19 protein-coding genes, 1 tRNA gene and 2 pseudogenes are annotated in these 20,902 nt (G+C 56.1%); 16 read left to right on the top strand and 6 right to left on the bottom strand.

Annotated elements, in window-relative coordinates:
• Positions 1–39 precede the first annotated feature (39 nt).
• From lnt to FO268_RS16770, 4 genes and pseudogenes are all read left to right on the top strand, one after another.
• Positions 40–1,479: an apolipoprotein N-acyltransferase gene (lnt, locus tag FO268_RS16785; protein ID WP_011784893.1), complete on the top strand. Its 1,440-nt coding sequence runs from the start codon at positions 40–42 to the stop codon at positions 1,477–1,479.
• Between the two features lie 106 nt (positions 1,480–1,585).
• Positions 1,586–2,062 (top strand): annotated as a pseudogene (gene lspA / locus FO268_RS16780) (signal peptidase II).
• A gap of 152 nt (positions 2,063–2,214) precedes the next feature.
• Positions 2,215–2,775, top strand: a complete 561-nt coding sequence (locus FO268_RS16775; RefSeq protein ID WP_011784895.1) for an MBL fold metallo-hydrolase — start codon at positions 2,215–2,217, stop codon at positions 2,773–2,775.
• Positions 2,772–3,725 (top strand): bile acid:sodium symporter family protein, encoded by a 954-nt coding sequence (locus tag FO268_RS16770; RefSeq protein WP_058089841.1) that lies wholly within the window; start codon positions 2,772–2,774, stop codon positions 3,723–3,725. The genes FO268_RS16775 and FO268_RS16770 overlap by 4 nt, the downstream gene beginning before the upstream one ends.
• A gap of 227 nt (positions 3,726–3,952) precedes the next feature.
• On the opposite strand, the gene cadR is transcribed toward FO268_RS16770, so the two are convergent.
• Positions 3,953–4,354 (bottom strand): Cd(II)/Pb(II)-responsive transcriptional regulator, encoded by a 402-nt coding sequence (cadR, locus tag FO268_RS16765; RefSeq protein WP_150994392.1) that lies wholly within the window; start codon positions 4,352–4,354, stop codon positions 3,953–3,955.
• Positions 4,355–4,451: 97 nt separating this feature from the next.
• Here cadR and FO268_RS16760 point away from each other — a divergent pair, with 97 nt between their 5' ends.
• The 12 genes from FO268_RS16760 (at position 4,452) to FO268_RS16705 (ending at position 16,463) form a co-directional block, all read left to right on the top strand.
• A complete protein-coding gene (locus tag FO268_RS16760) occupies positions 4,452–5,348 on the top strand; it encodes a cation transporter (protein ID WP_150994391.1) in 897 nt (298 codons plus the stop codon).
• A 3-nt stretch (positions 5,349–5,351) separates the two neighbouring features.
• Positions 5,352–5,864, top strand: coding sequence for a signal peptidase II (gene lspA / locus FO268_RS16755; RefSeq protein ID WP_141066969.1), 513 nt, complete (start codon positions 5,352–5,354; stop codon positions 5,862–5,864).
• A 99-nt stretch (positions 5,865–5,963) separates the two neighbouring features.
• Positions 5,964–6,602: a peroxiredoxin gene (locus FO268_RS16750; protein ID WP_058089838.1), complete on the top strand. Its 639-nt coding sequence runs from the start codon at positions 5,964–5,966 to the stop codon at positions 6,600–6,602.
• 108 nt (positions 6,603–6,710) lie between these two features.
• Positions 6,711–8,708: a heme lyase CcmF/NrfE family subunit gene (locus FO268_RS16745; RefSeq protein ID WP_091700881.1), complete on the top strand. Its 1,998-nt coding sequence runs from the start codon at positions 6,711–6,713 to the stop codon at positions 8,706–8,708.
• The gene (locus FO268_RS16740; protein WP_091700878.1) at positions 8,705–9,229 is read left to right on the top strand and encodes a DsbE family thiol:disulfide interchange protein; all 525 of its coding nucleotides are present in this window, start codon (positions 8,705–8,707) and stop codon (positions 9,227–9,229) included. Before FO268_RS16745 ends, FO268_RS16740 begins: the two co-directional genes overlap by 4 nt.
• Positions 9,220–9,708 (top strand): cytochrome c-type biogenesis protein, encoded by a 489-nt coding sequence (locus tag FO268_RS16735; protein WP_094625687.1) that lies wholly within the window; start codon positions 9,220–9,222, stop codon positions 9,706–9,708. The genes FO268_RS16740 and FO268_RS16735 overlap by 10 nt, the downstream gene beginning before the upstream one ends.
• A gap of 2 nt (positions 9,709–9,710) precedes the next feature.
• Positions 9,711–10,595, top strand: coding sequence for a c-type cytochrome biogenesis protein CcmI (ccmI, locus tag FO268_RS16730; RefSeq protein ID WP_225316802.1), 885 nt, complete (start codon positions 9,711–9,713; stop codon positions 10,593–10,595).
• Positions 10,596–10,634: 39 nt separating this feature from the next.
• Positions 10,635–11,438, top strand: coding sequence for a prolipoprotein diacylglyceryl transferase (gene lgt / locus FO268_RS16725; RefSeq protein ID WP_136630492.1), 804 nt, complete (start codon positions 10,635–10,637; stop codon positions 11,436–11,438).
• 50 nt (positions 11,439–11,488) lie between these two features.
• Entirely contained in the window at positions 11,489–11,938 is a 450-nt protein-coding gene (locus FO268_RS16720) for a MerR family transcriptional regulator (protein WP_225316801.1), read from the top strand.
• Positions 11,910–12,233 carry a hypothetical protein gene (locus FO268_RS16715; RefSeq protein WP_225316800.1) on the top strand — a complete coding sequence of 108 codons (324 nt, stop codon included), beginning with the start codon at positions 11,910–11,912 and terminating at the stop codon, positions 12,231–12,233. Before FO268_RS16720 ends, FO268_RS16715 begins: the two co-directional genes overlap by 29 nt.
• Positions 12,234–12,256: 23 nt before the next feature.
• A complete protein-coding gene (locus FO268_RS16710; RefSeq protein WP_008172291.1) occupies positions 12,257–13,411 on the top strand; it encodes an efflux RND transporter periplasmic adaptor subunit in 1,155 nt (384 codons plus the stop codon).
• A 1-nt stretch (position 13,412) separates the two neighbouring features.
• Positions 13,413–16,463, top strand: coding sequence for an efflux RND transporter permease subunit (locus tag FO268_RS16705; RefSeq protein WP_150994390.1), 3,051 nt, complete (start codon positions 13,413–13,415; stop codon positions 16,461–16,463).
• Positions 16,464–16,478: 15 nt separating this feature from the next.
• Here FO268_RS16705 and FO268_RS16700 read toward each other — a convergent pair whose 3' ends face one another.
• The 5 genes and pseudogenes from FO268_RS16700 to FO268_RS16680 all read right to left on the bottom strand — a co-directional run bounded on the left by FO268_RS16700 (position 16,479) and on the right by FO268_RS16680 (position 20,902).
• Positions 16,479–17,093, bottom strand: a complete 615-nt coding sequence (locus tag FO268_RS16700; RefSeq protein ID WP_227716182.1) for a substrate binding domain-containing protein — start codon at positions 17,091–17,093, stop codon at positions 16,479–16,481.
• Positions 17,050–18,039 (bottom strand): TolC family protein, encoded by a 990-nt coding sequence (locus FO268_RS16695; protein ID WP_191966980.1) that lies wholly within the window; start codon positions 18,037–18,039, stop codon positions 17,050–17,052. The genes FO268_RS16700 and FO268_RS16695 overlap by 44 nt, the downstream gene beginning before the upstream one ends.
• Positions 18,040–18,386: 347 nt before the next feature.
• A pseudogene (locus FO268_RS23340) lies at positions 18,387–18,497 on the bottom strand (IS5/IS1182 family transposase); the annotation flags it as partial.
• A 377-nt stretch (positions 18,498–18,874) separates the two neighbouring features.
• A tRNA-Arg gene (locus FO268_RS16685) sits at positions 18,875–18,951 on the bottom strand.
• 103 nt (positions 18,952–19,054) lie between these two features.
• Positions 19,055–20,902 carry a protein kinase domain-containing protein gene (locus FO268_RS16680; protein WP_150994388.1) on the bottom strand — a complete coding sequence of 616 codons (1,848 nt, stop codon included), beginning with the start codon at positions 20,900–20,902 and terminating at the stop codon, positions 19,055–19,057.

Genomic DNA, 20,902 nt, shown 5'->3' with positions numbered 1-20,902 from the left:
CTTCTAACAAGGGGGATAGCTCTACTTGCCGGAGGCGCCATGCCGCTTGCCTTTGCCCCTGTGGGCTGGGCATGGCTTGCAATGATCGCTCTGGCTGCATTTTTTGCCCTGACCGCGCAATCTTCAAAGCGTCAGGTGCTATGGTCGGCCTACCTCTTTGGCCTTGGTTACTTCGGCGTAGGTGTCTCCTGGGTCTTCATCAGCATCAGCCAGTACGGCAATGGCCCTGTGGTGGCGGGGTTAGCCACAGCGGCCTTTGTCTCGCTGCTCGCCCTCTTCCCATGGGGCGTCGCCTATCTCGTGCGCCGCCTGAGACCTGAGATGGATGCGATGGCGCTCTGGCTAGGACTACCGGCGGCATGGGTGTTGAGTGAATGGATGCGCACCTGGTTCTTGACCGGCTTTCCCTGGCTCTTTATCGGCTACAGCCAGACCGACACCACACTCGCCACTATCGCTCCTGTCTTTGGTGTGCTTGGCGTGAGTTTTCTGGTGGCACTGTTCGCCGGCGGTCTTGCGTGGGTTATCTTAGGCCCAAGCCTGCGCCGTGCAGCGGTAGCCGGTGCCGTGTTAATCGTTACTCTCGCTGGCTTGCAGCTCCTGGACCGCGAGTGGACGCAGCCAGCCGCTGACCCTATCGATGTCGCCCTCTTGCAAGGAAACATCGCGCAAGACAAGAAATGGGACCCGGATTACCGGGAAATCACAATTGAGCGCTATCAGGCGCTTACGAAGCAGCATCTCGGGGCCGACATCGTGATCTGGCCAGAAGCGGCAATCCCGATGTGGCATGACCAGGCCAAAGAATATCTTGCTGAGCTTGAGGCGTTAGCCGATCAGGCAGGCACCTTGTTAATGATTGGCGTCCCGGTACGCGAGGCGGATGGCCGCGCCTATAATGCAGTGGTAAGCCTCTCCGATCCCTCAGGCTTCTACTACAAACGCCACCTGGTGCCCTTCGGTGAATATGTTCCGTTTCGGGAGTTTTTGGGTTCGGCCCTCGACGTGCTCGGGGCGCCCATGTCCGATTTTACACCGGGACGGGACGCGCACGTCCTGAATGCAGCAGGGGTGCCCGTAGGGGCACTCATCTGCTACGAGGCGGTCTTTGGTGCTGAAGTCACGGAACTTCTGCCCGAAGCGCAGGTGCTGGTGAATGTCAGTAATGATGCCTGGTTCGGCAGCTCGCTCGGCCCTCTCCAGCACTTCCAGATGGCCCGCATGCGTGCCATCGAAACCGGACGTGACCTACTGCGAGCCACGAACACGGGTATCACAGCAGCTGTCAGCTACGAGGGAAAGATCCTCAAGCGCGCTCCTCAGTTCCGCGTAGCCAGCCTCAGCGTCGAGGTGACACCGCGAACTGGTGCGACCCCTTATGTGCGCTGGAGGGATTGGCCTGTCCTTGGTGTGATCGCACTCGGACTCGGCTTGCTCCTGCTTCTTCGAATTCGCCAGTATCATCGGCTGGGTACATGACGCCCGCCACTCTATAGCGAGCAGATTTTCAATTGGGTGAGGAGGAAGGAATTTGTCTACTTATGGCAATTGGCTCGCAGAGAAAGCCCACGAGCCGAGAAAAACGATGCGCTGGCTGTGGCTCTCGCTCCTGTTACTGCTGGCGGATCAGGCTAGCAAGTACCTTGCCAGTACCATGCTTATGTATGGAGAAAGTGTATCGGTCACGCCCTTCTTCAATTGGGTCCACCGCCACAATACGGGGGCGGCGTTCAGCTTTCTAGCGGATGCCGGCGGTTGGCAGTAGCCGCTTTTCATCGGGCTGGCCTTGGTTATCTCGACGTTACTGGTGTACTGGCTTTGGCGTTCACCGAGCGTACTGAGTTATCGGCTCGCACTCAGCGCTATCCTCGGCGGTGCGTTGGGCAATGTCGCAGATCGCTTACGCTTGGGCTACGTCGAGGATCTTCTCGATTTTCATTATGCCCAGTGGCACTGGCCATCGTTCAACCTGGCGGACGTATGGATCGTCCTCGGTGCTGCCCTCTTTATCTGGGCCGAAATACGACATCAGCCAGGCAGCCGTCGCCGCGGAATCGGCTAGAGTTTTCGCTGACGCACGCTTGGATCCTATCCCAGATATACGCAGCTTCTTTCTCATAAAGCACACAGCAAGCCGGGTTGGTTGCCCATGCAGCATGCAGGTTGATGGTAGCATTTGCGGATGGAAGCGCCGACGCAGACAGGGAACAACACATGATCTTTCGACAACTGTATGAACCCGTATCCAGCACTTACACCTATCTTCTGGGCTGCGAGGAAACCGGACGAGCGGTCCTGATTGATCCGGTTATCAACTCGGTCGAGCGCGACCTGGCAGAGGTATCAAAGCTGGGGCTCAAGCTGGAATACACTCTGGATACCCATATCCACGCCGATCACATCACTTCCGCCCGCGAGCTAAAGCAGAAAGCGGGCAGTAAAATCGCGGCGCCTGCCATGGATTGCCTGCCCTGCACGGACGTAGGAGTTGAGGAGGGGAGGCCCTTTCAGGTCGGTCGGCTCAGCTTCCAGCCGATTCACACGCCGGGCCATACCGATGGCCATTTCGCATACCGTCTGGACGACCGTATTTTCACCGACGACGCTCTTCTGATCGAAGACAGTGCTATTTTTCCTGTACTTGCTGATCTCATAGCGTTTCTGATGCACGACTGCTGCGATGGGCACTGTGCTTATTGCGACAAAGCCATCGAGTTGTTCGCGCAGTGTGAAGGTCGCCCAACCTCATCGGGCACGGTGGACTCCAAGATATGATCAGATTCATCTATTTTGTGGAGTCTAATCTTGTTTGGTTCGTTATCACTTTAGCTGGTTTGGTCTTAGTATTCCCAGGGTTAGGAACGCACCTAGAGCCCTTTATCGGTCCACTGCTCGCGCTGCTGATGCTTGTCATCAGTCTTACCTTCGACGCACATGCCGTTCGAGTGGTCTTTCGCAAACCTTCAAGGCAATTTTTAGCACTAGGTCTGGTCTATGGTCCGATGTCGATTGCCGGTTTTCTGACTGGCCGTTTATTTTTCGGGAACGGACCTCTTGCAGCAGGTCAAACGTTGCTTGGCACATTGCCGACAGATGTTTCGTCTCCGCTGCTGGTATTAATGGCGCGGGGGAATGTTGCCTTAGCAGCCGTTTTTAATGCGGTCAATACAGCACTATCGCCATTCATTGTTCCATTCGTTTTTTTATGGCTGACTGGAATACAGCTGGAAGTTCCTCTCGGGGCAATCATCTTTGAATTAGCCTTGATCGTTCTCGTTCCCACTGTTGTTGGAGTGAGCTTACGCACAGGATTTCCAGATTTTTTTGCACGCCATGATTCAACGTACGCGGGAATTGGATCAATCATATATCTTCTGATACTACTGGCTGTAGTAGGCCCAAACGCAGAAACTATCATTGGTTATGGCTGGTACGCTTTTTTGATTGCTGGAGCAGCCCTGAGTCTTAATCTGATTGGCTACCTGATAGGAATGTCCTCACGGTTGCTAACCTCTGACCGGAAAGAAGTGATTACCTATCTCTTCACCGTGAGCAAAAAAGAATTTAGCATTGCTGCTGCTTTTGTCGCCGCATCTGGCTTACCTTCAGAAATTGCGATTCCTGCCGCATTCTTTGCAGTGATACAAATGATCACTTCACCCATTGCCGCTAAGATCCTTGCACGGCACGGCTTACTACGATTCCGAGCGAGCGATCAGCACTAAGGATCTTGGTATTGTTTCAGCGCCGAATTACCAATGAACTACTGGCAACAGTTGATGCAGCCTTTTCAACGAAACAAGACATGATGAAGTGCTTGCTCTATCTGCCGACTACTCAGGCTCCGTGTTGTCGAAAAACTCCGCCAGGGAGCGGATGTTCAGCACCTACGCAAGTATATTGATCTTTCCACGCTGGCTACCCTAATACTGAGCATACCTGCTTCAGGCTACTACTGCATGCTTCCTTCGCTGAGCCCTTCGAGAACCCCACAGGCCTCAATTTCCCGATCATCGTTACAACTTGCTCGCAGCGACACAAGTTGTTTCTCCAGTACCTGCAGATCGGTTATCTGAGACTGTACATGAGCGATCTGATCATCAAGCAAGGTGTTGATGGCCCTGCAAGGCTGATGGGGCGCGCCCTGATAACGCTGTAACTCGTGAATTTCAGCGAGTGACAGCTCAAGTATTCTGCAGCGCCGGATGAAGGCCAGTCGCTCAACATGCCGTTCGGTGTAAATACGGTAGCCGTTGTCCTGACGATCCGGCGGTGGTAACAAGCCTTCTCGCTCATAGAAACGGATGGTCTGGGTATCGACGCCTACGGACCGTGCCAACTGACCAATGCGCATCGGGCTTCTCCTCGACAAATGGTATCTGTTCTATTGACCTTATAGTGACTATATAGTTTTAAATCATAATCCGACAATACTCAAGTGGAGCCGTATCATGAGTAAATCCTGTGAAGACGCCTGTGGCTGCGACGCAACACCCGCCGAGGGTAATACCGGGTCGTGGGCCTCTGAAGCGTCCGGCAACTGGATCAGTGTGTATACCGTACCGAAGATGGATTGTCCTTCGGAGGAACGGATGATTCGCCTGGCCCTGAACGGTTTTGAAGACATTCGCGGGCTGTCCTTTGAGCTGTCTGATCGGCGGTTGAAGGTTGTGCACGATGGCGAGGCTGAGCCTATCACCGCGAAGCTGGCAACCCTCGGGCTGGGAGCTTCGCTTCAGGAAACGGCCGCTGCCGACCCTGAGTCAATCAAGGCGGTCGGGGGTACGGCTATCTCGGCCGAGCAGGAGTCCGGCACCCTGCGTTGGTTGCTCGGTATCAATGCCGTCCTGTTTGCGGTGGAAATGACGGCCGGCCTGATCGCCCAGTCTACCGGACTGATTGCAGAATCCCTGGACAATTTCGCCGACGCGGCCGTGTATGGGCTCGCCCTGTATGCGGTTGGGCACAGCGTGAAAATGCAGGTGCGTGCGGCGCATCTCGCGGGCGTACTCCAACTGATTCTGGCTGTGGGCGCACTCGCAGAGGTGGTGAGGCGCTTTGTCTTCGGCAGTGAGCCGGAGTCGCTGGCAATGATGGGGATTGCGTTCATCGCATTGATCGCTAACACCACCTGTCTGCTGCTGATATCCAAACATCGGGAGGGCGGTGCCCACATGAAGGCGAGCTGGATATTCTCAGCCAACGATGTGGTCATCAATCTGGGGGTCATTACCGCTGGCGCCCTGGTCGCATGGACTGGCTCCAATTATCCGGACCTGATCATCGGCAGCATCGCGGGGATTATCGTACTCAACGGTGCCAGGCGCATCCTGGCGCTTAAGGGTTAAACAATGTCCATCGTTACCAAAAAACTCTTGCCGTATAGCCTGCTGGCGATTTCGGGCCTGATTGCGGCGTCTGATCAGGTTGTAAAATGGCTGGTCCAGCAGTCAATGGCGTATGGCGAATCGATTCCGGTGACCCCGTTCTTTAACTGGGTTCATGTCTGGAACACCGGCGCCGCATTCAGCCTGTTTGCCGATGGCGGAGGTTGGCAGCGATACTTTCTTATCACAGTCGCGGTAGTTGTCTCGATTGTACTGATCGGGCTGATTCTTCAGTGCCGCCGCAGGGGAGAAGCCATCGCGTACAGCCTTATTCTTGGCGGTGCCGTGGGCAACCTGATTGACCGGATATTTCGTGGCTATGTTGTGGATTCCTTTGATGTCTATTGGCAATCCTGGCACTGGCCAGCCTTTAACCTTGCCGATATCGCCATTGTGCTGGGCACCGTGCTTTTCCTCTATGTCAGTTTCATACCCGAAAAATCGGGCACGAACGTCGAGCTCGATGGATCAGGCTAAAAAACATCTGACAAACGCCTTGACCTTAAAGTTGACTTTAAAGATATCGTCTGTACTGACGAACCGAGAACGACAGCCAAAGCAAAGGAGAATGAAACGATGACATTGCAACTTGGAGAAACCGCTCCCGATTTCACCGTCGCATCCACCGAGGGAAACATTCAGTTTCATGAGTGGCTGGGAGACGACTGGGCCGTGCTGTTTTCACACCCCGCCGACTACACCCCTGTCTGTACCACAGAGCTCGGCGCCTTCGCCAAGCGTAAGGACGAGTTCGCCAGTCGCGGTGTGAAGCTGATCGGGGTCTCCGTCGACCCGCTCGACTCCCATAAAGACTGGGCGAAGGATATCGAGAAAACCCAGGGCAAGGGGCTCAATTTTCCCCTGTTGGCAGACAAGGATCAGGTGGTTGCCGACCAGTACGGAATGATCCATCCAAAAGCCGATCCCAAGGTGACTGTTCGAACGGTATTCATTATCGATTCCGCGAAAAAAATCCGTCTGATGCTGACGTATCCGCCCAGCACCGGGCGCAATCTGGACGAGATCCTGCGCGTCATTGATTCGCTCCAACTGACCGACAACCACAAAGTGGCCACGCCGGTGGACTGGAAGAATGGCGAGGATGTGATCATCGTTCCGTCGCTCTCCAACGAAGAGGCCAAAGAGCGCTTCCCCGACGGATGGGATGAGCAGACACCGTATCTGCGCGTTACCCGCCAACCTGGTCGGAAGTAATAGAGAATTCGTCAGCTGGCCTTGTGGCTGGCTGACGAAGCAATACCTGAGAAACCTTCACCGATAGGTTCGGTCATCGCCGAACCCGCAACCGAACACGGCCCCGAAATGCTTACCCTGACAATCCCTGAAGTTGGTCTCTTCGCGTTATTGATTGCACTTTGCCTGTCGCTGCTTCAGGCGACCGTGCCCTTGCTGGGAGCCGCCACCCGGCGCCCGTTGTGGATGGCATTTGCAGAGCCCATGGCATGGGGGCAATTTGTTTTTCTACTGGTTTCTTATGCCAGCCTGACCGCCAGTTTTCTTCTGGATGATTTCAGCGTGGATTATGTGGCCCGTAATTCCAACTCGATGCTGCCCTGGTACTACAAGTTCACCGCCGTCTGGGGCTCTCATGAAGGCTCGGTGCTGTTATGGAGTCTGATTCTCAGTGGCTGGGGCTTTGCCGTCAGTCTGTTTTCCCGCCAGTTGCCACGGGATATGCTGGCACGGGTTCTGGGAGTTCTGGGTGTCGTCAGCGCAGGGTTCCTGCTTTTCATCGTCGTTACGTCCAGTCCCTTTGATCGCCTGTTGCCGGGCATGCCAGCCGACGGTGCCGATCTGAATCCGTTGTTGCAGGATGTTGGCCTGATCATCCATCCGCCGATGCTTTACATGGGCTATGTGGGTTTTTCAGTGGTCTTTGCTTTTGCCATCGCTGCGCTGATCGAAGGGCGTCTCGATGCGGCCTGGACGCGCTGGGTTCGGCCGTGGACCAACATTGCCTGGGCCTTTCTGACCCTCGGCATCGCTCTGGGTAGCTGGTGGGCCTACTATGAGCTGGGTTGGGGCGGCTGGTGGTTCTGGGATCCGGTGGAAAATGCATCGCTCCTGCCCTGGCTGAGCGGGACAGCGCTGATACATTCACTGGCGGTCACGGAAAAACGCGGCACGTTCAAGAGCTGGACGGCACTGCTGGCGATTTTCACGTTCTCACTCTCGTTACTGGGCACCTTCCTGGTGCGCTCAGGGGTACTGACCTCGGTTCATGCCTTTGCCAATGATCCATCTCGGGGGCTCTTCATTCTGGCGTTGCTGGGAATAACGGTCGGCGTCTCGCTTTTGATCTTTGCGCTACGGGCGCCGCGAATGAGCGCCAATGCGGGCTTTAGCTGGCTTTCCCGGGATGCTCTGTTGCTGATCAACAATATTTTGCTGGTCATCATGACGATCACGGTCCTGATGGGCACCCTGTACCCCTTGATCCTGGATGCACTCGGGCTGGGCAAGGTCAGTATCGGCGCGCCTTACTTTAATAGCCTGTTCGTGCCACTGACCGTCATGCTGTGTGCCTTTATGGGGCTGGGGCCGGTCTCACGCTGGAAGCAGATGCCCGGTCGGGAGCTGTTCCGGCGACTACTGGGGGCGGGCTTGGCCGCACTGGCGATTGCGATATCGATACCGTTTCTTTACAACGGCCAGTGGAATGTCGCCGTGGCGCTGGGGATGGTGGCGGCCCTGTGGGTAGTACTGGCGTTGGTGCGCGACCTGTTTGATAAAGTCCGCAATGCGTCCTCTGCGCTGTCCGGATTGCGTAAGTTGACCCCTTCATACTGGGGCATGGTGGTCGGCCACGTGGGCCTGGCCGTCACCATCGTGGGCGTGGTGATGGTGTCGAACTACGCCATGGAGCGTAATGTGCGGCTTGATATCGGTGAGCAGGTGAATCTGGGCGGGTACGATTTTACGCTGACCGAACTGGGCGAGCGTCGGGGGCCCAACTTCCTCGCCGATACGGCGACCATCGAGGTTGCCCGTGAAGGCCGGATTGTCACCACCCTGTACCCGGAGAAGCGCCTGTACATTGCCCGAGGGCAGCCGATGACCGATGTCGCGCTGCATCCTGGCCTGCTTCGGGACCTTTATGTGGCCATGGGTGAGGAGCTGGACGACGGTAGCTGGGCAATGCGCATACAGGTCAAGCCCTTCATACGCTGGCTATGGCTGGGTGCGCTGTTGATGGCTTTCGGGGGCGTCCTCGCCGTGGCAGACCGCCGCTACCGTCGTCGCCGTGCAGTCGCCGCTAACGGGGAATCGACGGGGCCGACGCGCGAGGTCCGCGCATGATACGCCGGCTGTTGCTGCTGCTTCCTTTTCTGGTATTCGTTGGCCTGGCCTTCTTTTTATACCGGGGGCTTTCGCTGGATCCCAGTGCTCGCGAGTCGGCCTTGTGGGGTCAGGAGTTTCCGTCGTTCACGCTCTCAACGCTGGAGGAACCCGGCGCCGAGGTGGATGAATCCCTGCTTCGTGGCCGGATGTCTCTGGTCAATGTCTGGGCCTCCTGGTGCCCGACTTGCAAGGAGGAGATGCCCCAGTTGCTGGCGCTCTCTGAGCGCGGCGTTCAGATGGTGGGCATCAACTATAAAGACGCCCGCGACCTGGGACGACAGTTTCTTGAAGAGTTTGGAAAACCTTTCGAGGTCAACATCTTCGATCCTGCCGGTGACCTGGGTTTCGAGCTTGGCGTGTATGGCGTGCCCGAAACCTTCTTGGTCGACGCAAACGGTATCGTTCGATACAAGCACGTTGGGTATATCACGCCCGCCCAGGTGGATGAAGTCATGGCGGAGGTAGAAAAATGGCACTAACCCTGAAGAGCCGTTGCTGTGTGGTCATCGTGCTTTTGCTGGCTTCGTTCCAGTCGATGGCGGACACGGCAATCGATGCGCGTCATTTCGAGGATCCGGTGATGGCGGAGCGTTATCGCGACCTTACGGCGTCTTTGCGGTGCCCTAAATGTGATGCGCAAGCCATCGACAGTTCCAATTCGCCGGTGGCGGCGGACATGCGGGAGCGGGTAGCGCTGATGCTTCATGAGGGGCGTGCGGATAAGGAGATCCTCGATTTCATGGCTAATCGTTTTGGCGAGTTCGTTCTTTACAATCCGCGCCTTGACGGGCGCACGTGGCTGCTGTGGGCGTTGCCGGCGGCGTTGGTAGTGGGTGGTGGCCTGGTTGTGATTGCGTTTGTCCAGGCACGCAGACACCGGCGAGTTCGGCCGCTATCCGAGGAGGAGCGTGCCCGCCTGTCCTCTTTGATTCATCGTCATCGTGAGAGGTCGGAATGACTATGCTCTGGTTAAGTATCGGCACACTGTTGCTTATAGCGCTGTGGTTCCTGAGTCTACCGTTACGGCGAGCAAGGGCGATCCATGACTGGCAGCAAGGGTTTGAAACGGATGACCGCGCGGAGGAGCAGAATCTGGCCGTGTATGAGCGTCGGCTTGCGGCACTGGAAAGCGCCTGCGAGCGCGGCGAGGTTGACGTCGCACGCTTTGAAGAAAGCCGTCACGAGCTTGAACGCAATCTTCTGGAGGACACCGAGGCCCGTCGTCGCGTGCCTCTCAGGAACCCGCTGGCAGGACGTTTTGTTATCCCTCTGGTGATAACGGCATTGATTGCCGCCACCGTAACCGGCTATCGATGGGTGGGCGCCAATGGCGATCTGGCTCTGTATGCCGTGGTGCAGGAGGTTCTTAACTCTCCCGGTGCCTCACCGGAGAACCTGATTGTCCGGCTCGAAGAGCAGGCCGAGAGTCAGCCGGATAATCCCAAGGTCTGGGCTTTGTTGTTTCCGCTGTACCAGAAGGTCGGTCAGCCAGATCGGTCGATTCGCGCCCTGGAGCGATTGATCGAACTGGAAGGCCGCCGAGCCGATCTTCTGGCCCAACTGGCTCAGTTGAAATTCTATGTGGCCGGAGGCAGCCTGACCTATGAAGTTCAGGCGCTGGTAGATGAAACACTCGATAAGGATCCGCGTCAGCCGACAGTGTTGGGCATGCTGGGGGTTGAGGCTTTCGACGATGGCCGCTATGAACAGGCGATCGGTTACTGGCGCCGAGCGTTGGCTGGCTTCGAGGATTCCGCCTCCGCAGAGGTCATTCGTAAAGGTATCGCTGTTGCCAGGCAACGATTGGAGGAGACAGCCAATGGAGCGGAACGTGTTACTGATTGAAACCCTAACGCACGTTCACACACGAAATCAGGGAAGCTTATGCTTCAGTATCCTCAAATAGACCCGGTAGCCATTGCACTGGGCCCACTGAAAATCCATTGGTACGGCCTGATGTACCTTGTCGGTTTTCTCGCGGCCTGGTGGCTGGGGCGTCGTCGGGCTCATCGACTCGGGTTGAACGCAGACGCTGTTGAAACATTGATTTTCTACTGTGCGATGGGCGTCATTCTGGGTGGCCGCGTCGGTTACGCGCTCTTCTACGGTTTTGACAAGCTGGCAGACAACCCGCTCTGGCTGCTCAAGATCTGGGAAGGGGGCATGAGTTTTCACGGCGGCTTGACCGGCGTCCTGATTGCAGCCTTGGTCTTCGCCCGCAAGCAGAACCTGCGGTTTTTCCAACTCACGGATTTTATAGCGCCACTGGTGCCAATTGGCCTGGGGGCGGGGCGCCTTGGCAACTTTATCAACCACGAGCTCCCGGGGCGGGTCAGCGACGTGCCCTGGGCCATGGTGTTCCCGAATATGGGGTCGGCGCCACGTCACCCGTCGTCATTGTACGAGTTTGCCCTGGAAGGTGTTGTGCTGTTTGTGGTGCTGTGGTGGTTCTCACGCCACCCTCGTCGGATGGGCGCAACGTCCGGCCTGTTCCTGTTGCTCTACGGAATTTTCCGTTTTGCGGTCGAGTTTGTTCGCCTCCCCGACCCGCAACTGGGGTTCATTGCCCTTGACTGGGTGACCATGGGGCAGTTGTTGACCTTGCCGATGATCCTTGGAGGCCTTGGGTTAGTCGCTTGGTCGAAAAGCCAACCGATCAATAACGTAAAGGTGGCGACGGGCGGATAAAGGTCGACTTCATTTATGCAATAACAAATTGAGAGAGTTTCAGAGTGGTCATGCTGGCGTTTTCTCCTCTGATATATCGGGATCTGTTTCATGCGAGCGATGTGGGCACGATGAAAGTCAATGAAATTGCAAACTTGGCGGATGTCTCTCCGGACACCGTTCGTTTCTATAACCGTGAAGGGTTACTTCGGCCACGAAAAGATCCCCGAAATGGCTACAACTTGTATAATTCGGAAGACCTGTGGCGCTTACGGTTTGTTCGCGTGGCAAACAAGCTGGGATTCAACCTGCGTGAAGTCAAAGTCATTCTAAGTCATGGGACGGAGGGTGGCTTGGCTGGCAGCGACCTGAAGGAGCTATTCACAGACCGCCTTTGCAGACTGGATCAGGAGTTAAAGGAGCTCAAGAGACTTCGTGACGACATGAAAACTACAGTCCAGGTTTGGAGACAGATGCCTGATGGAGCCCCCAATGGCCATTCTGTCCAGGATCGGCCTTGAGCGTCCGGAACTATTCCGCTACCACGAGACGTTCACGCATTCTGCTTGGATGACTCCCGAGATCCAGGCACGAAACGAAAGCCGAGCCGCAAATCTTTTGAATGCAGTTGATCAGGGAAAGCAATCCGGGCTGATCAAACCGGTACCTTTTCCACTTCTCGAAACGTTTATGTTCCGCCCGATTTACCACCTCGTTCAACGATGCCTGCAAGGGTCGTTCGAAGGTACCGATGAGCATATCGAATTAGCGTTTAATATGGCTTGGGATGCGGTTGCCGATCGTCGGAATACCTAATTTTTTCTGGAGAGTGACGCGTTATGAAATTCAAGATGGTCAGTACCGCCATGCCCTTGAGAGGCCTACAAGCGCTTGCAATGCTTTCGAGCCTCCTGGTGATGGGATGTTCGGCGGAGGCGCCCCCTCTGACACAGCAAACTGTCTACCCGGTAAAGCTCATGACGCTGGAGCAGGCGCAGTCAGGCACGCTCAATCAGTATCCGGGCAGAGTCTCGGCGTCTGACCATTCAGAACTCTCTTTCAGAGTGGGAGGAGAGCTGACGGAGCTGGCCGTTAAAGCAGGCGACACTGTGGAAAAAGGGGAGGTCGTTGCCCGCCTGGACGATCGGGACGCAAGAACCCGCCTGGAAAACGCCCGGTCAAATTTCAATCTGGCACAGGCCACCTTCGAGCGAATGCGAATATCGTTGGAGCGCCAGGCCATCAGTCAGGCCCGTTTCGATGAGGCCGAGGCCGAGTACCTCTCTGCCAGAGCGCAACTGGCCAGCGCGGAGGACCAACTTTCCTATACCGTTCTCAAAGCGCCATTTGATGGCGTCATTTCACGGGTGCCGGTGGATGTCTTTCAGGTTGTATCAGCGCAGCAGGCCATTGCCGAACTGCAACGGCCCGGCTCTATCGACGTCTCGTTCCAGATGCCTGAACAACAGGTCCGCCGCCTTCAACCACAGAGATCCAGGAACGTTCGCGCCAATGGCAACACTATCGCGTGGGTACAGTTTCCCGAGCTTCCCGATAAACGCTACGCCGCGAGCTACAAAGAGCATGACAGCAATGCCTCTCAGGGGTCGCTCAGTTATGAGGTTACCGTAACGCTCCCTGAACCCGAGGACATCACAGTGCTTTCGGGGATGAGCGCGACCGTTCTGCTTGATTACGGCACATTGGCTGGAGAGAGCGCCCCGTCGTGGCTGATACCAACCGCGGCGCTTGTAACACCTGACGCAGAACCCGGCACTAGCGTGGTTTGGCGATACGTGGCTGCTGCCGATGGTGAGAATGGCGATAACACGGGCAGCGTCGAGCCGGTGGATGTCGAGCCGGGTAAGAAAATGAACGATGGCGTGCTTGTTCGGGGAGAGCTCAGCCCGGGCGACAGAATCGTGGTTGCCGGCGCTCACCGGATGAACAGGGATCGTTCGGTCCGTCCCTGGGAAAAAGAGGGCGGGCTCTGAGATGGTCGATTATTTTCTTGATCGGAAGTCCATCAGCTGGATGGTCACGCTGTTGCTTGGGGTTGGGGGCATGTTCGCGTTTCTGGGTCTTGGCCAGCTTGAATTCCCGGAGTTCACGTTACGTTCCGCCTTGGTGACCACCCAATATCCCGGAGCAACGCCTCTTGAAGTCGAGGAGGAGGTTACGCTGCCTCTGGAAAAAGCGATCCAGCAGATGCCGGGCATCGATGACATTACTTCGGTGAACTCGGACGGCTTGTCGCAGATTACTGTCCAACTCAAGAAGACGGTCAGAGAAGGGGAGTTAGACCAGTATTGGGATATCCTTCGGCGAAAGATTAATGATGCCCAGCCTGGTCTGCCACCAGGCGTGAACACGTCCATCGTGAACGATGACTTTGGCGATGTCTTCGGCCTGCTGCTCACGTTGCGTGGTGACGGCTACTCGCTGAAAGATCTTGGTGACCATGCGGATCTCATTCAGCGAGAACTGCGATTGTTGGAGGGCGTCGCAAAAGTCAGTATCGGTGGTCGTGTCGACGAGCAGATGATCGTGTCACTGGACCGTGACCGTATGCGTGCTCTTGGCATCTCGCCAGAATACCTGGCAAGCCTTCTGAATGCGCAGAATACGGTGGGCAACGCTGGCCACCTGCGCAGTGAAGGGCTGTCGTTATCCGTTCAGCCAACCGGTCAGCTTGATTCCGTTCAGGCACTTGAGCAACTGGCAGTTGGAAGCGCTGATTCGGGTATTATCCGGCTCAGCGATCTGGCCGAAGTTCGCAGGGTGACCAATGACTCACCCGCCTTGCTTTACCACTCTGACGGATTGCCTGCTTTGACCATCGGCGTGTCATTTGCAGAGGGCACCAACGTTGTTGATGTAGGTGAGAGTCTCAATGAGGCTTTGAAACGCCTGGAAAAACAGCAACCCATCGGCATGACACTGAACACAGTGTATAACCAGCCTGAAGTAGTCGAGGAGGCAGTATCTGCTTTTCTCATGAACCTTGCTCAGGCGGTGGGCATTGTCATTATTGTGCTTTTGCTGTTCATGGGGCTGCGAAGTGGCCTGCTCATGGGGCTGATCCTGCTGATTACCATCATGGGTACATTCGTGCTTATGGCAATACACGGTATTCAGCTCCAGAAGATTTCATTGGGTGCGCTGATCATTGCGCTGGGGATGCTGGTCGATAATGCCATCGTCGTCACCGAGGGCATGATGATTGGCCTTTCCAAGGGCAAGTCCAAAAGGCAGGCAGCCAAAGAAGTGGTCTCGCAGAACCGGTACCCGCTGCTCGGCGCTACCGTGATTGCCATTACGGCCTTTGCTCCTATCGGCCTTTCACCAGACACCACCGGAGAATTCATTGGCTCCCTGTTCTGGGTTCTGTGCTACTCGCTTTTCCTGAGCTGGCTGACGGCACTCACTCTGACCCCGTTTTTCTTTGATATGTTCTATCCCGACAAGCTCGAGAGTGTCGGGCAGTCATCCGATAACGACCCCTATAAGGGAATTGTTTTCGTCGTCTTCCGCCGCCTGCTGACCTACGCGATTCATTATCGCTTCGTGACATTAACACTTGCGATCGCGCTTCTGGCTGGGGTTCTATCGTTCTCGGGACAGGTTAAGAATGCTTTCTTCCCGAATGCCACAACGCCACTCTTCTTTGTTGACCTTTGGTTGCCCGAGGGCGCCGACATCTTGCAAACCGAAGAGACCGTAAAGCGGCTGGAATCGCGCGTGAATGACATGGACCAGGTCGTTCAGGTGACCAGTGTCACCGGTGGCGGAGCCCAGCGTTTTACGTTGACGTATTCACCGGAGCAGCGATACGCCAGTTTTGGCCAATTGATCGTAGAGACCCGGGATAAGGCGTCGAGAGAGGCCCGTATGGAGGAAGTCATTGAGCAACTGCGTACAGACTTCCCGAACGTGCATTACAAAGTGCAGGCTTTGCAGGTGGGGCCCTCAGCCAAAGCCAGTCTTGAAGCTCGTATCTTTGGAGAAGATCCCGAAGAACTCCGGAAAATCGGTGTGCGCGTGCAGGCAATTTTTGAAAATGAACCTCTGGCCGACAGCGTGCGCTTGTCCTGGGGTAATCGGGAAGCCGTGATCGTACCGGAGTTCCTCGAAGAACAGGCCCGGCGCCTTGGCGTATCTCGCGAATCACTGCACCAGGCGTTGTTGCTGAATAATCAGGGGCAGCAGGTTGGAGTGTACCGTGAGGGGAGCGACCTCATTCCGATCATTATGCGGTCAAGAGAGGAGCAGCGTTTTGACATCGAAAACCTTACCTCGATCAATGTCTGGAGTGAAGAGCAGGGCCGCTATGTCAGCGCGGGCAACGTCATCAATGCCATCAATACGGAACTGCGGGATCCGTTGATAAAACGCAGAAACAGGGAGCGGATGTTGGCGGTTTATGCCGAACCCATGCCTTTGTCGGGGGAGACGGCGGCGAGTGTGCTGGAGAGGATCCGCCCGCAGGTCGACGCGCTGGAGCTTCCCCACGGCTATTCGATTGAGTGGGGTGGAGAGTACGAGACCTCATCCGAAGCTCAGACTTCGCTTTTCTCCTCGCTGCCTCTTGGACTGCTGGGGATGTTCATTATTTCGATGCTGTTGTTCGGTAGCTTCCGACAGGCTCTGTCTATCTGGATGATTGTTCCTCTCATGATGATTGGAATCATTGGTGGACTGGTATTGCTCGGCGCGCCTTTTACATTCATGGCGCTGCTCGGGACTCTGAGTCTGATCGGTATGGTACTGAAGAATGCCGTTGTGCTGGTTGAGGAGATCAATATTCAGTTAGAACAGCAGGATGATGCATTCACTGCGGTGGTTGAGGCCGCGGTAAGCCGGGTACGACCTGTGCTTATGGCGGCCGTAACCACCATGTTGGGAATGATTCCTCTGTTCAGCGATGCCTTCTTCGCGAGCATGGCGGTGGTTATCGTGTGCGGTTTGGGTGTTGCAACGGTATTGACGTTAGTGGTGCTGCCAGTGGTGTACTGCACGTTAATGAGAATTTCTTATCATCAATAACGCACCCGCTGTTTTTCAGGCGTCTTTTTTTCCTCCGGACAAGCGATCCGGAGGAAAAAAGCCTCCGGCAATCATTGCATTCATCAGTTCGCCTACTTTTGCACGCAGGTCATCCCTCAACAACCTCATTGCCGGCGTTATTGACTGTCGGGTAGGACAAATCAGCCACAGCTCGGATACCGGCGGCGCATAGTCCGGCATGATTGTGGTGACACGGCCTGCAAGCAGATCATCCGACATATCAAGACACGATTTTATCGCAAGACCGCGACCAGCGACGCACCACCGGCGAACCAGATCGCCATCGTTTGAGGCGCGATCGCCCGTCATTTTGACTCGATATTCCTCGTCTCCCCGTTTGAACGTCCAGAGGTCAAATGGGATGTCCTGCAACTGATAGAACAGTCCGTTGTGGTTCTCAAGGTCATCAGGATGAATGGGGCGACCATGACGCGAAAGGTAATCAGGAGATGCGCAAAGCAGGCGCGGCACATCGCAAATTTTGAAGCCATACAGGTTGGTGTCACTGGGCGCGCCGTAGCGAAGCGCCATGTCGACCGAATCCCGGTAAAAGTCCACGTTGGTGTCAGTAATCTGAACTCTGAGATTCAAACCTGGATGCGTTGCCATCAATTCGTCGATCCAGGGCACAACGCGGTAGCTGACCGAGCAATGACCACACCGGGTTGCGCAATAGGGCGTCACTGGGCGATGTGCCTGTTTCGCTAAGCGCTGTTTCCAGGTTGATGGATGGCAGCATGTCCTTGTAGGCAACGGACGTTCGAAAATCATTTGCCCTGATAGCCATATAGGCCGCTTTAAGGTCCGGGCGACGCTGCAATGTTTGCTCTGCAAGGTCGGACAGGGGTAAAAGAACCTGCGGATAGTCGGCGGAAATGACCGTGCTAGCCTGGCTTCGCCCGAGCAACAGGTTCAACGCCCTTTGCTGTTGCTGCAGGGATTCCTGAACTGCAATCAATGTCGCCCTGGCACTGGCCGCAGAGCTTTGGGCGCTGTCCAGATCTTCAAGGTCACCCAGTCCCGAGCGGTAACGCTGAAGAATCCACTGTTCGTTTTTTTCCAGCTCCGCGCGTTGCTTTTCGATGGCAACGGAGCGATTCAGATTCACCAGTTTCAACCAGCCCTGCATGACCTCGGCTGCGAGCGTATCCCGCGCAGCTTGGTAGAGAGCCAGCTGTTCAGCAACGTCACTGGCGGCAGCCGACGCCTCATCAGAAATCTTCGACCACAAATCCAGCTCCCAGCTGATGCTGACGGTGCCGGTGTAGGCAGTATCTAGACCGTCAGTGTTATTCGCGACGAATCCAGCCTCGACGTCGGGGAGTTGATCCGCCTGAGTCGCTCGGTATTGAGCACGGAGAATTTGGAGTGAAAGCCGTGTTTGCTGGAAATCAGGATTGGCCGCGCGCGCTTCGACAATAAGCGCGTCCAGGTCATGGCTGTTGACCAGCTCATTCAGGTAGGCTGTTTCGAGACCAACCTCCATCTCAAACTTGGAGACGACGTTCTGACGCTCGGAATCGGCCTGAGCGAGATAGTCCGTTCTCGTGGACAACGAACTGCAGCCTGCAATAACCAGGCAGCATAAAGCAGTCAGCACTACTTTCGAGCAGGGCAAGCGATACATAGGTAAAGTCCATTCGGGCGCGGTCAAATCTGCGGTAAACGACGGGATACAGACTATCTAGGAGGTGGTTAATGGAGGGTTAAGACCTTCATGGACCTGCCTATTATCTACGGCGACGACCAATGGATGCTCCATGAAGAACAGGGCCATGCGCGTGTCACGAAGACCAAAGAAGCATTCGAAGCAGCCGCCGCCCCGACGTGGCGGAAGAGTACAAGAACTACTGCGGTGAAGGACGCATAAAATGGCTTAAAAACGGCGAACCTGTCACTCCGCATGTTGCTGAGCGCCGCGAACAGGTAGAACAGGTTGGTGTTCTTCGACAGGCTGCGATCGCGGACTTTGGCATAACTTAACTGCCGCTTGATGGTGCGAAAGGGATGCTCCGAGTTCAAAAAGTCCGTCAACTGGACCAGAGTGTTCCAGTGCAATTCCACGAATCGGCCCGTTAGGCTGGCGCTATCTTCCAAGCTGAATGTTCGCTTTGCGACCTTAGCGCCCTCAATGAATCTTCTTTTCTAAAGGTGTTTTGGGTTTTTCAGTGCAAAGGTCAGATTGCGATCGCGCCAATTTCCTTCCGAATTAGTGCGGACACGCCATGGACACAATTTGGACACAAGCTCAATTTCATGTGCTAAACAGGACGATTTTAAAAGCAGGGCAAAGGTCACTGCCCGATTAGAAGCTTGGAAAAGTGCAGATTCGAAGACTGAGTGTGACTGGGAAAGATTGCAGCGTGTAACGTGTTGATCTGCCATAAAAATGGCCCGCCCGAGAGGATTCGAACCTCTGACCTCTGCCTCCGGAGGGCAGCGCTCTATCCAGCTGAGCTACGGGCGGGTATCGGAATCAATGCGATGGCATCAATTTCGAGTGCGCAATCTTACGTGTGATGGGGTGCTCTGTCCAGCCCTCTCGGCTCTGGTTTGGCCAGTTTAAGGGTTCAGGCTGAATCAGCCTCTGCCCTGGGATTTCTGGGGTAGTACCGTTCCGGCAGGCGTTCGATGTGGGGGAAGAAGCGGGTGTCCTTGTAGGGCATTTTCATGAAGCCAGAAACGCCCAGGCCGGTGATTTTGCTCACCGAGGAGAGGATTTCGTCCAGCAGACGTGAAAACTCGCCTTCCCGGTCCGGATCCAGCAGCCGGTAGTGGCTGTGGATCTTGAGGTGGCGGGGCAGGGCTTCGAAGATGATCATGCCGGTGTGATGGATGTCGTTGAGGGATTCCAGCGCCGTGATAATAGTCTGCGGCAGCACCAGAAACTCTTCCGGATCGGGGCCATCCTCGAAGTAGGAGTGTACCCGGGATTCGTCTTCCACCTCCGGCGCCGCGCTTACCTCGTACCGCAGTTGCATGCCGGGTTCCGGCACGAACGGCTGGACTGGTTCATCGCGGTCGATGTGCAGGGTGTTGCGGGCGTTGAACAGGCAGCTTTTGAAGATGCCCTGGCGGTAAATGGCCTGGGCCAGGTAGACCATGTTGTTGACGGCCCGGATGAAGGCATTCTTCAGTTTGGGGTCGTGCAGGTTCAGTGATGTGTCTATGTACACGCCGTCGCTTTCCCAGCGCACGGCGAGGCCACCTTCCACGGGATATCGGCCCAGCCGGCTGACCGCAGCGAGAAACGCCTTTTCCGTCTCCCCCATCCCTTGCATGAAGTTTTTATAGTAGCGGTCAAGCTGGACGTCGTTGACGTCGTTGAGGGTTTCCGGGGCACCTTCCTGTCTCAGGAAAGATTTGCGGGAACCGTACACCACGGTGTCGATTTCGTGGTCTGATGGGCGTGTCCAGACCGGCACCAAAGGGGTCACCGGCGGCTCCGGCAGATCGATCATCACCGTGCGCGCCATCCTGGGCATTTCGCTCAAATAGTAGTCGCCGGCTTCCCGGCGGGTCTCCGGGTCCGGAGCCAGCATGCCGTCGAGCATGCGGGCGAATTCCATCGGAAGCCCGAGGGAGGTGGCGGGAATGGCCTGGTGGCCAAAGCGGCACGACTGGCCCGAAGCCAGCGCATAAAGCGTACCGGCCGCGCCCTGTTCGTCAAAGCGGGGAGACGACAGGCCGCCGTTCAGCTGTTCTTCTCCTATAAAGTAGACATCCCCCAGCCTAGCGTTGGTCTGTTGCAGGTTGTCCGACATCAGCTCCATGACATTGGTGGTGAGGAACTGCTGGTTGGCGTCGAGCTGTGCGAACACCGACGAGCCCCAGTCGATCAGGGCGATGTTCTCGGTGCTGGCGTCGAACACCAGGTTCGACGGTTTGATGTCGCCGTGCACGATAGGGCGCCCGGCGGGGCCGTTCTCCCGGCGCAGGTTGCGCAGGATGTCTGCAAGCTGGTCGGCGATGCGCATCACCACCCGCGGTTTGAGGCGGCCCTCACGCAAAGAGACTTCTTCCAGGTTAAGGCCGGCCGCCCGTTCCATCACCAGGATGGGCTGGTTGTGTGCCCGCTGGTAGGCGATCAGCCGGGGCACTCTCGGGTGCCGGACCTGCTCGAGGATGTAGGCTTCGTCCTCCAGGCGGTCCTGCAGGTGTTGTGGCAGGTTGATGCGGGTGAATTTGAAAACGTGCTCGGGACCGCTGTGGTCCGGGCTTGGCAGGCGGCCTGCGAACACGAAGCCGTAGGCGCCTTTGCCAATCAGTTCTATGTCCAGGTAACCCAGTTGGCGGAGTTGGGTGGCACACAGTGCCACCCAGTCCTTGAGCTTCTTGGCATCATCATGGCTGAGCAGGTAGATCGACTGCTCTTCAGGTATGTAGAACTGCTGCAGTTGTGTCTTCTGCTCAGCCAT

This window comes from Marinobacter denitrificans, assembly GCF_008795955.1.
Classification (GTDB): domain Bacteria; phylum Pseudomonadota; class Gammaproteobacteria; order Pseudomonadales; family Oleiphilaceae; genus Marinobacter; species Marinobacter denitrificans.
This window is presented reverse-complemented; position numbering and strand designations above follow the sequence as displayed.

Excerpts from the sequence above, each read along its gene's own strand:
- FO268_RS16770 (WP_058089841.1), top strand. The coding sequence starts at position 2,772 with ATGATCAGATTCATCTATTTTGTGGAGTCTAATCTTGTTTGGTTCGTT.
- lspA (WP_141066969.1), top strand. The coding sequence starts at position 5,352 with ATGTCCATCGTTACCAAAAAACTCTTGCCGTATAGCCTGCTGGCGATT.
- lgt (WP_136630492.1), top strand. The coding sequence starts at position 10,635 with ATGCTTCAGTATCCTCAAATAGACCCGGTAGCCATTGCACTGGGCCCA.
- FO268_RS16775 (WP_011784895.1), top strand. The coding sequence starts at position 2,215 with ATGATCTTTCGACAACTGTATGAACCCGTATCCAGCACTTACACCTAT.
- FO268_RS16710 (WP_008172291.1), top strand. The coding sequence starts at position 12,257 with ATGAAATTCAAGATGGTCAGTACCGCCATGCCCTTGAGAGGCCTACAA.
- FO268_RS16735 (WP_094625687.1), top strand. The coding sequence starts at position 9,220 with ATGGCACTAACCCTGAAGAGCCGTTGCTGTGTGGTCATCGTGCTTTTG.
- FO268_RS16715 (WP_225316800.1), top strand. The coding sequence starts at position 11,910 with ATGGCCATTCTGTCCAGGATCGGCCTTGAGCGTCCGGAACTATTCCGC.
- FO268_RS16705 (WP_150994390.1), top strand. The coding sequence starts at position 13,413 with ATGGTCGATTATTTTCTTGATCGGAAGTCCATCAGCTGGATGGTCACG.
- FO268_RS16745 (WP_091700881.1), top strand. The coding sequence starts at position 6,711 with ATGCTTACCCTGACAATCCCTGAAGTTGGTCTCTTCGCGTTATTGATT.
- ccmI (WP_225316802.1), top strand. The coding sequence starts at position 9,711 with ATGCTCTGGTTAAGTATCGGCACACTGTTGCTTATAGCGCTGTGGTTC.
- lnt (WP_011784893.1), top strand. The coding sequence starts at position 40 with ATGCCGCTTGCCTTTGCCCCTGTGGGCTGGGCATGGCTTGCAATGATC.
- FO268_RS16680 (WP_150994388.1), bottom strand. The coding sequence starts at position 20,902 with ATGGCTGAGCAGAAGACACAACTGCAGCAGTTCTACATACCTGAAGAG.
- FO268_RS16750 (WP_058089838.1), top strand. The coding sequence starts at position 5,964 with ATGACATTGCAACTTGGAGAAACCGCTCCCGATTTCACCGTCGCATCC.
- cadR (WP_150994392.1), bottom strand. The coding sequence starts at position 4,354 with ATGCGCATTGGTCAGTTGGCACGGTCCGTAGGCGTCGATACCCAGACC.
- FO268_RS16720 (WP_225316801.1), top strand. The coding sequence starts at position 11,489 with ATGCTGGCGTTTTCTCCTCTGATATATCGGGATCTGTTTCATGCGAGC.
- FO268_RS16760 (WP_150994391.1), top strand. The coding sequence starts at position 4,452 with ATGAGTAAATCCTGTGAAGACGCCTGTGGCTGCGACGCAACACCCGCC.
- FO268_RS16740 (WP_091700878.1), top strand. The coding sequence starts at position 8,705 with ATGATACGCCGGCTGTTGCTGCTGCTTCCTTTTCTGGTATTCGTTGGC.
- FO268_RS16700 (WP_227716182.1), bottom strand. The coding sequence starts at position 17,093 with ATGGCAACGCATCCAGGTTTGAATCTCAGAGTTCAGATTACTGACACC.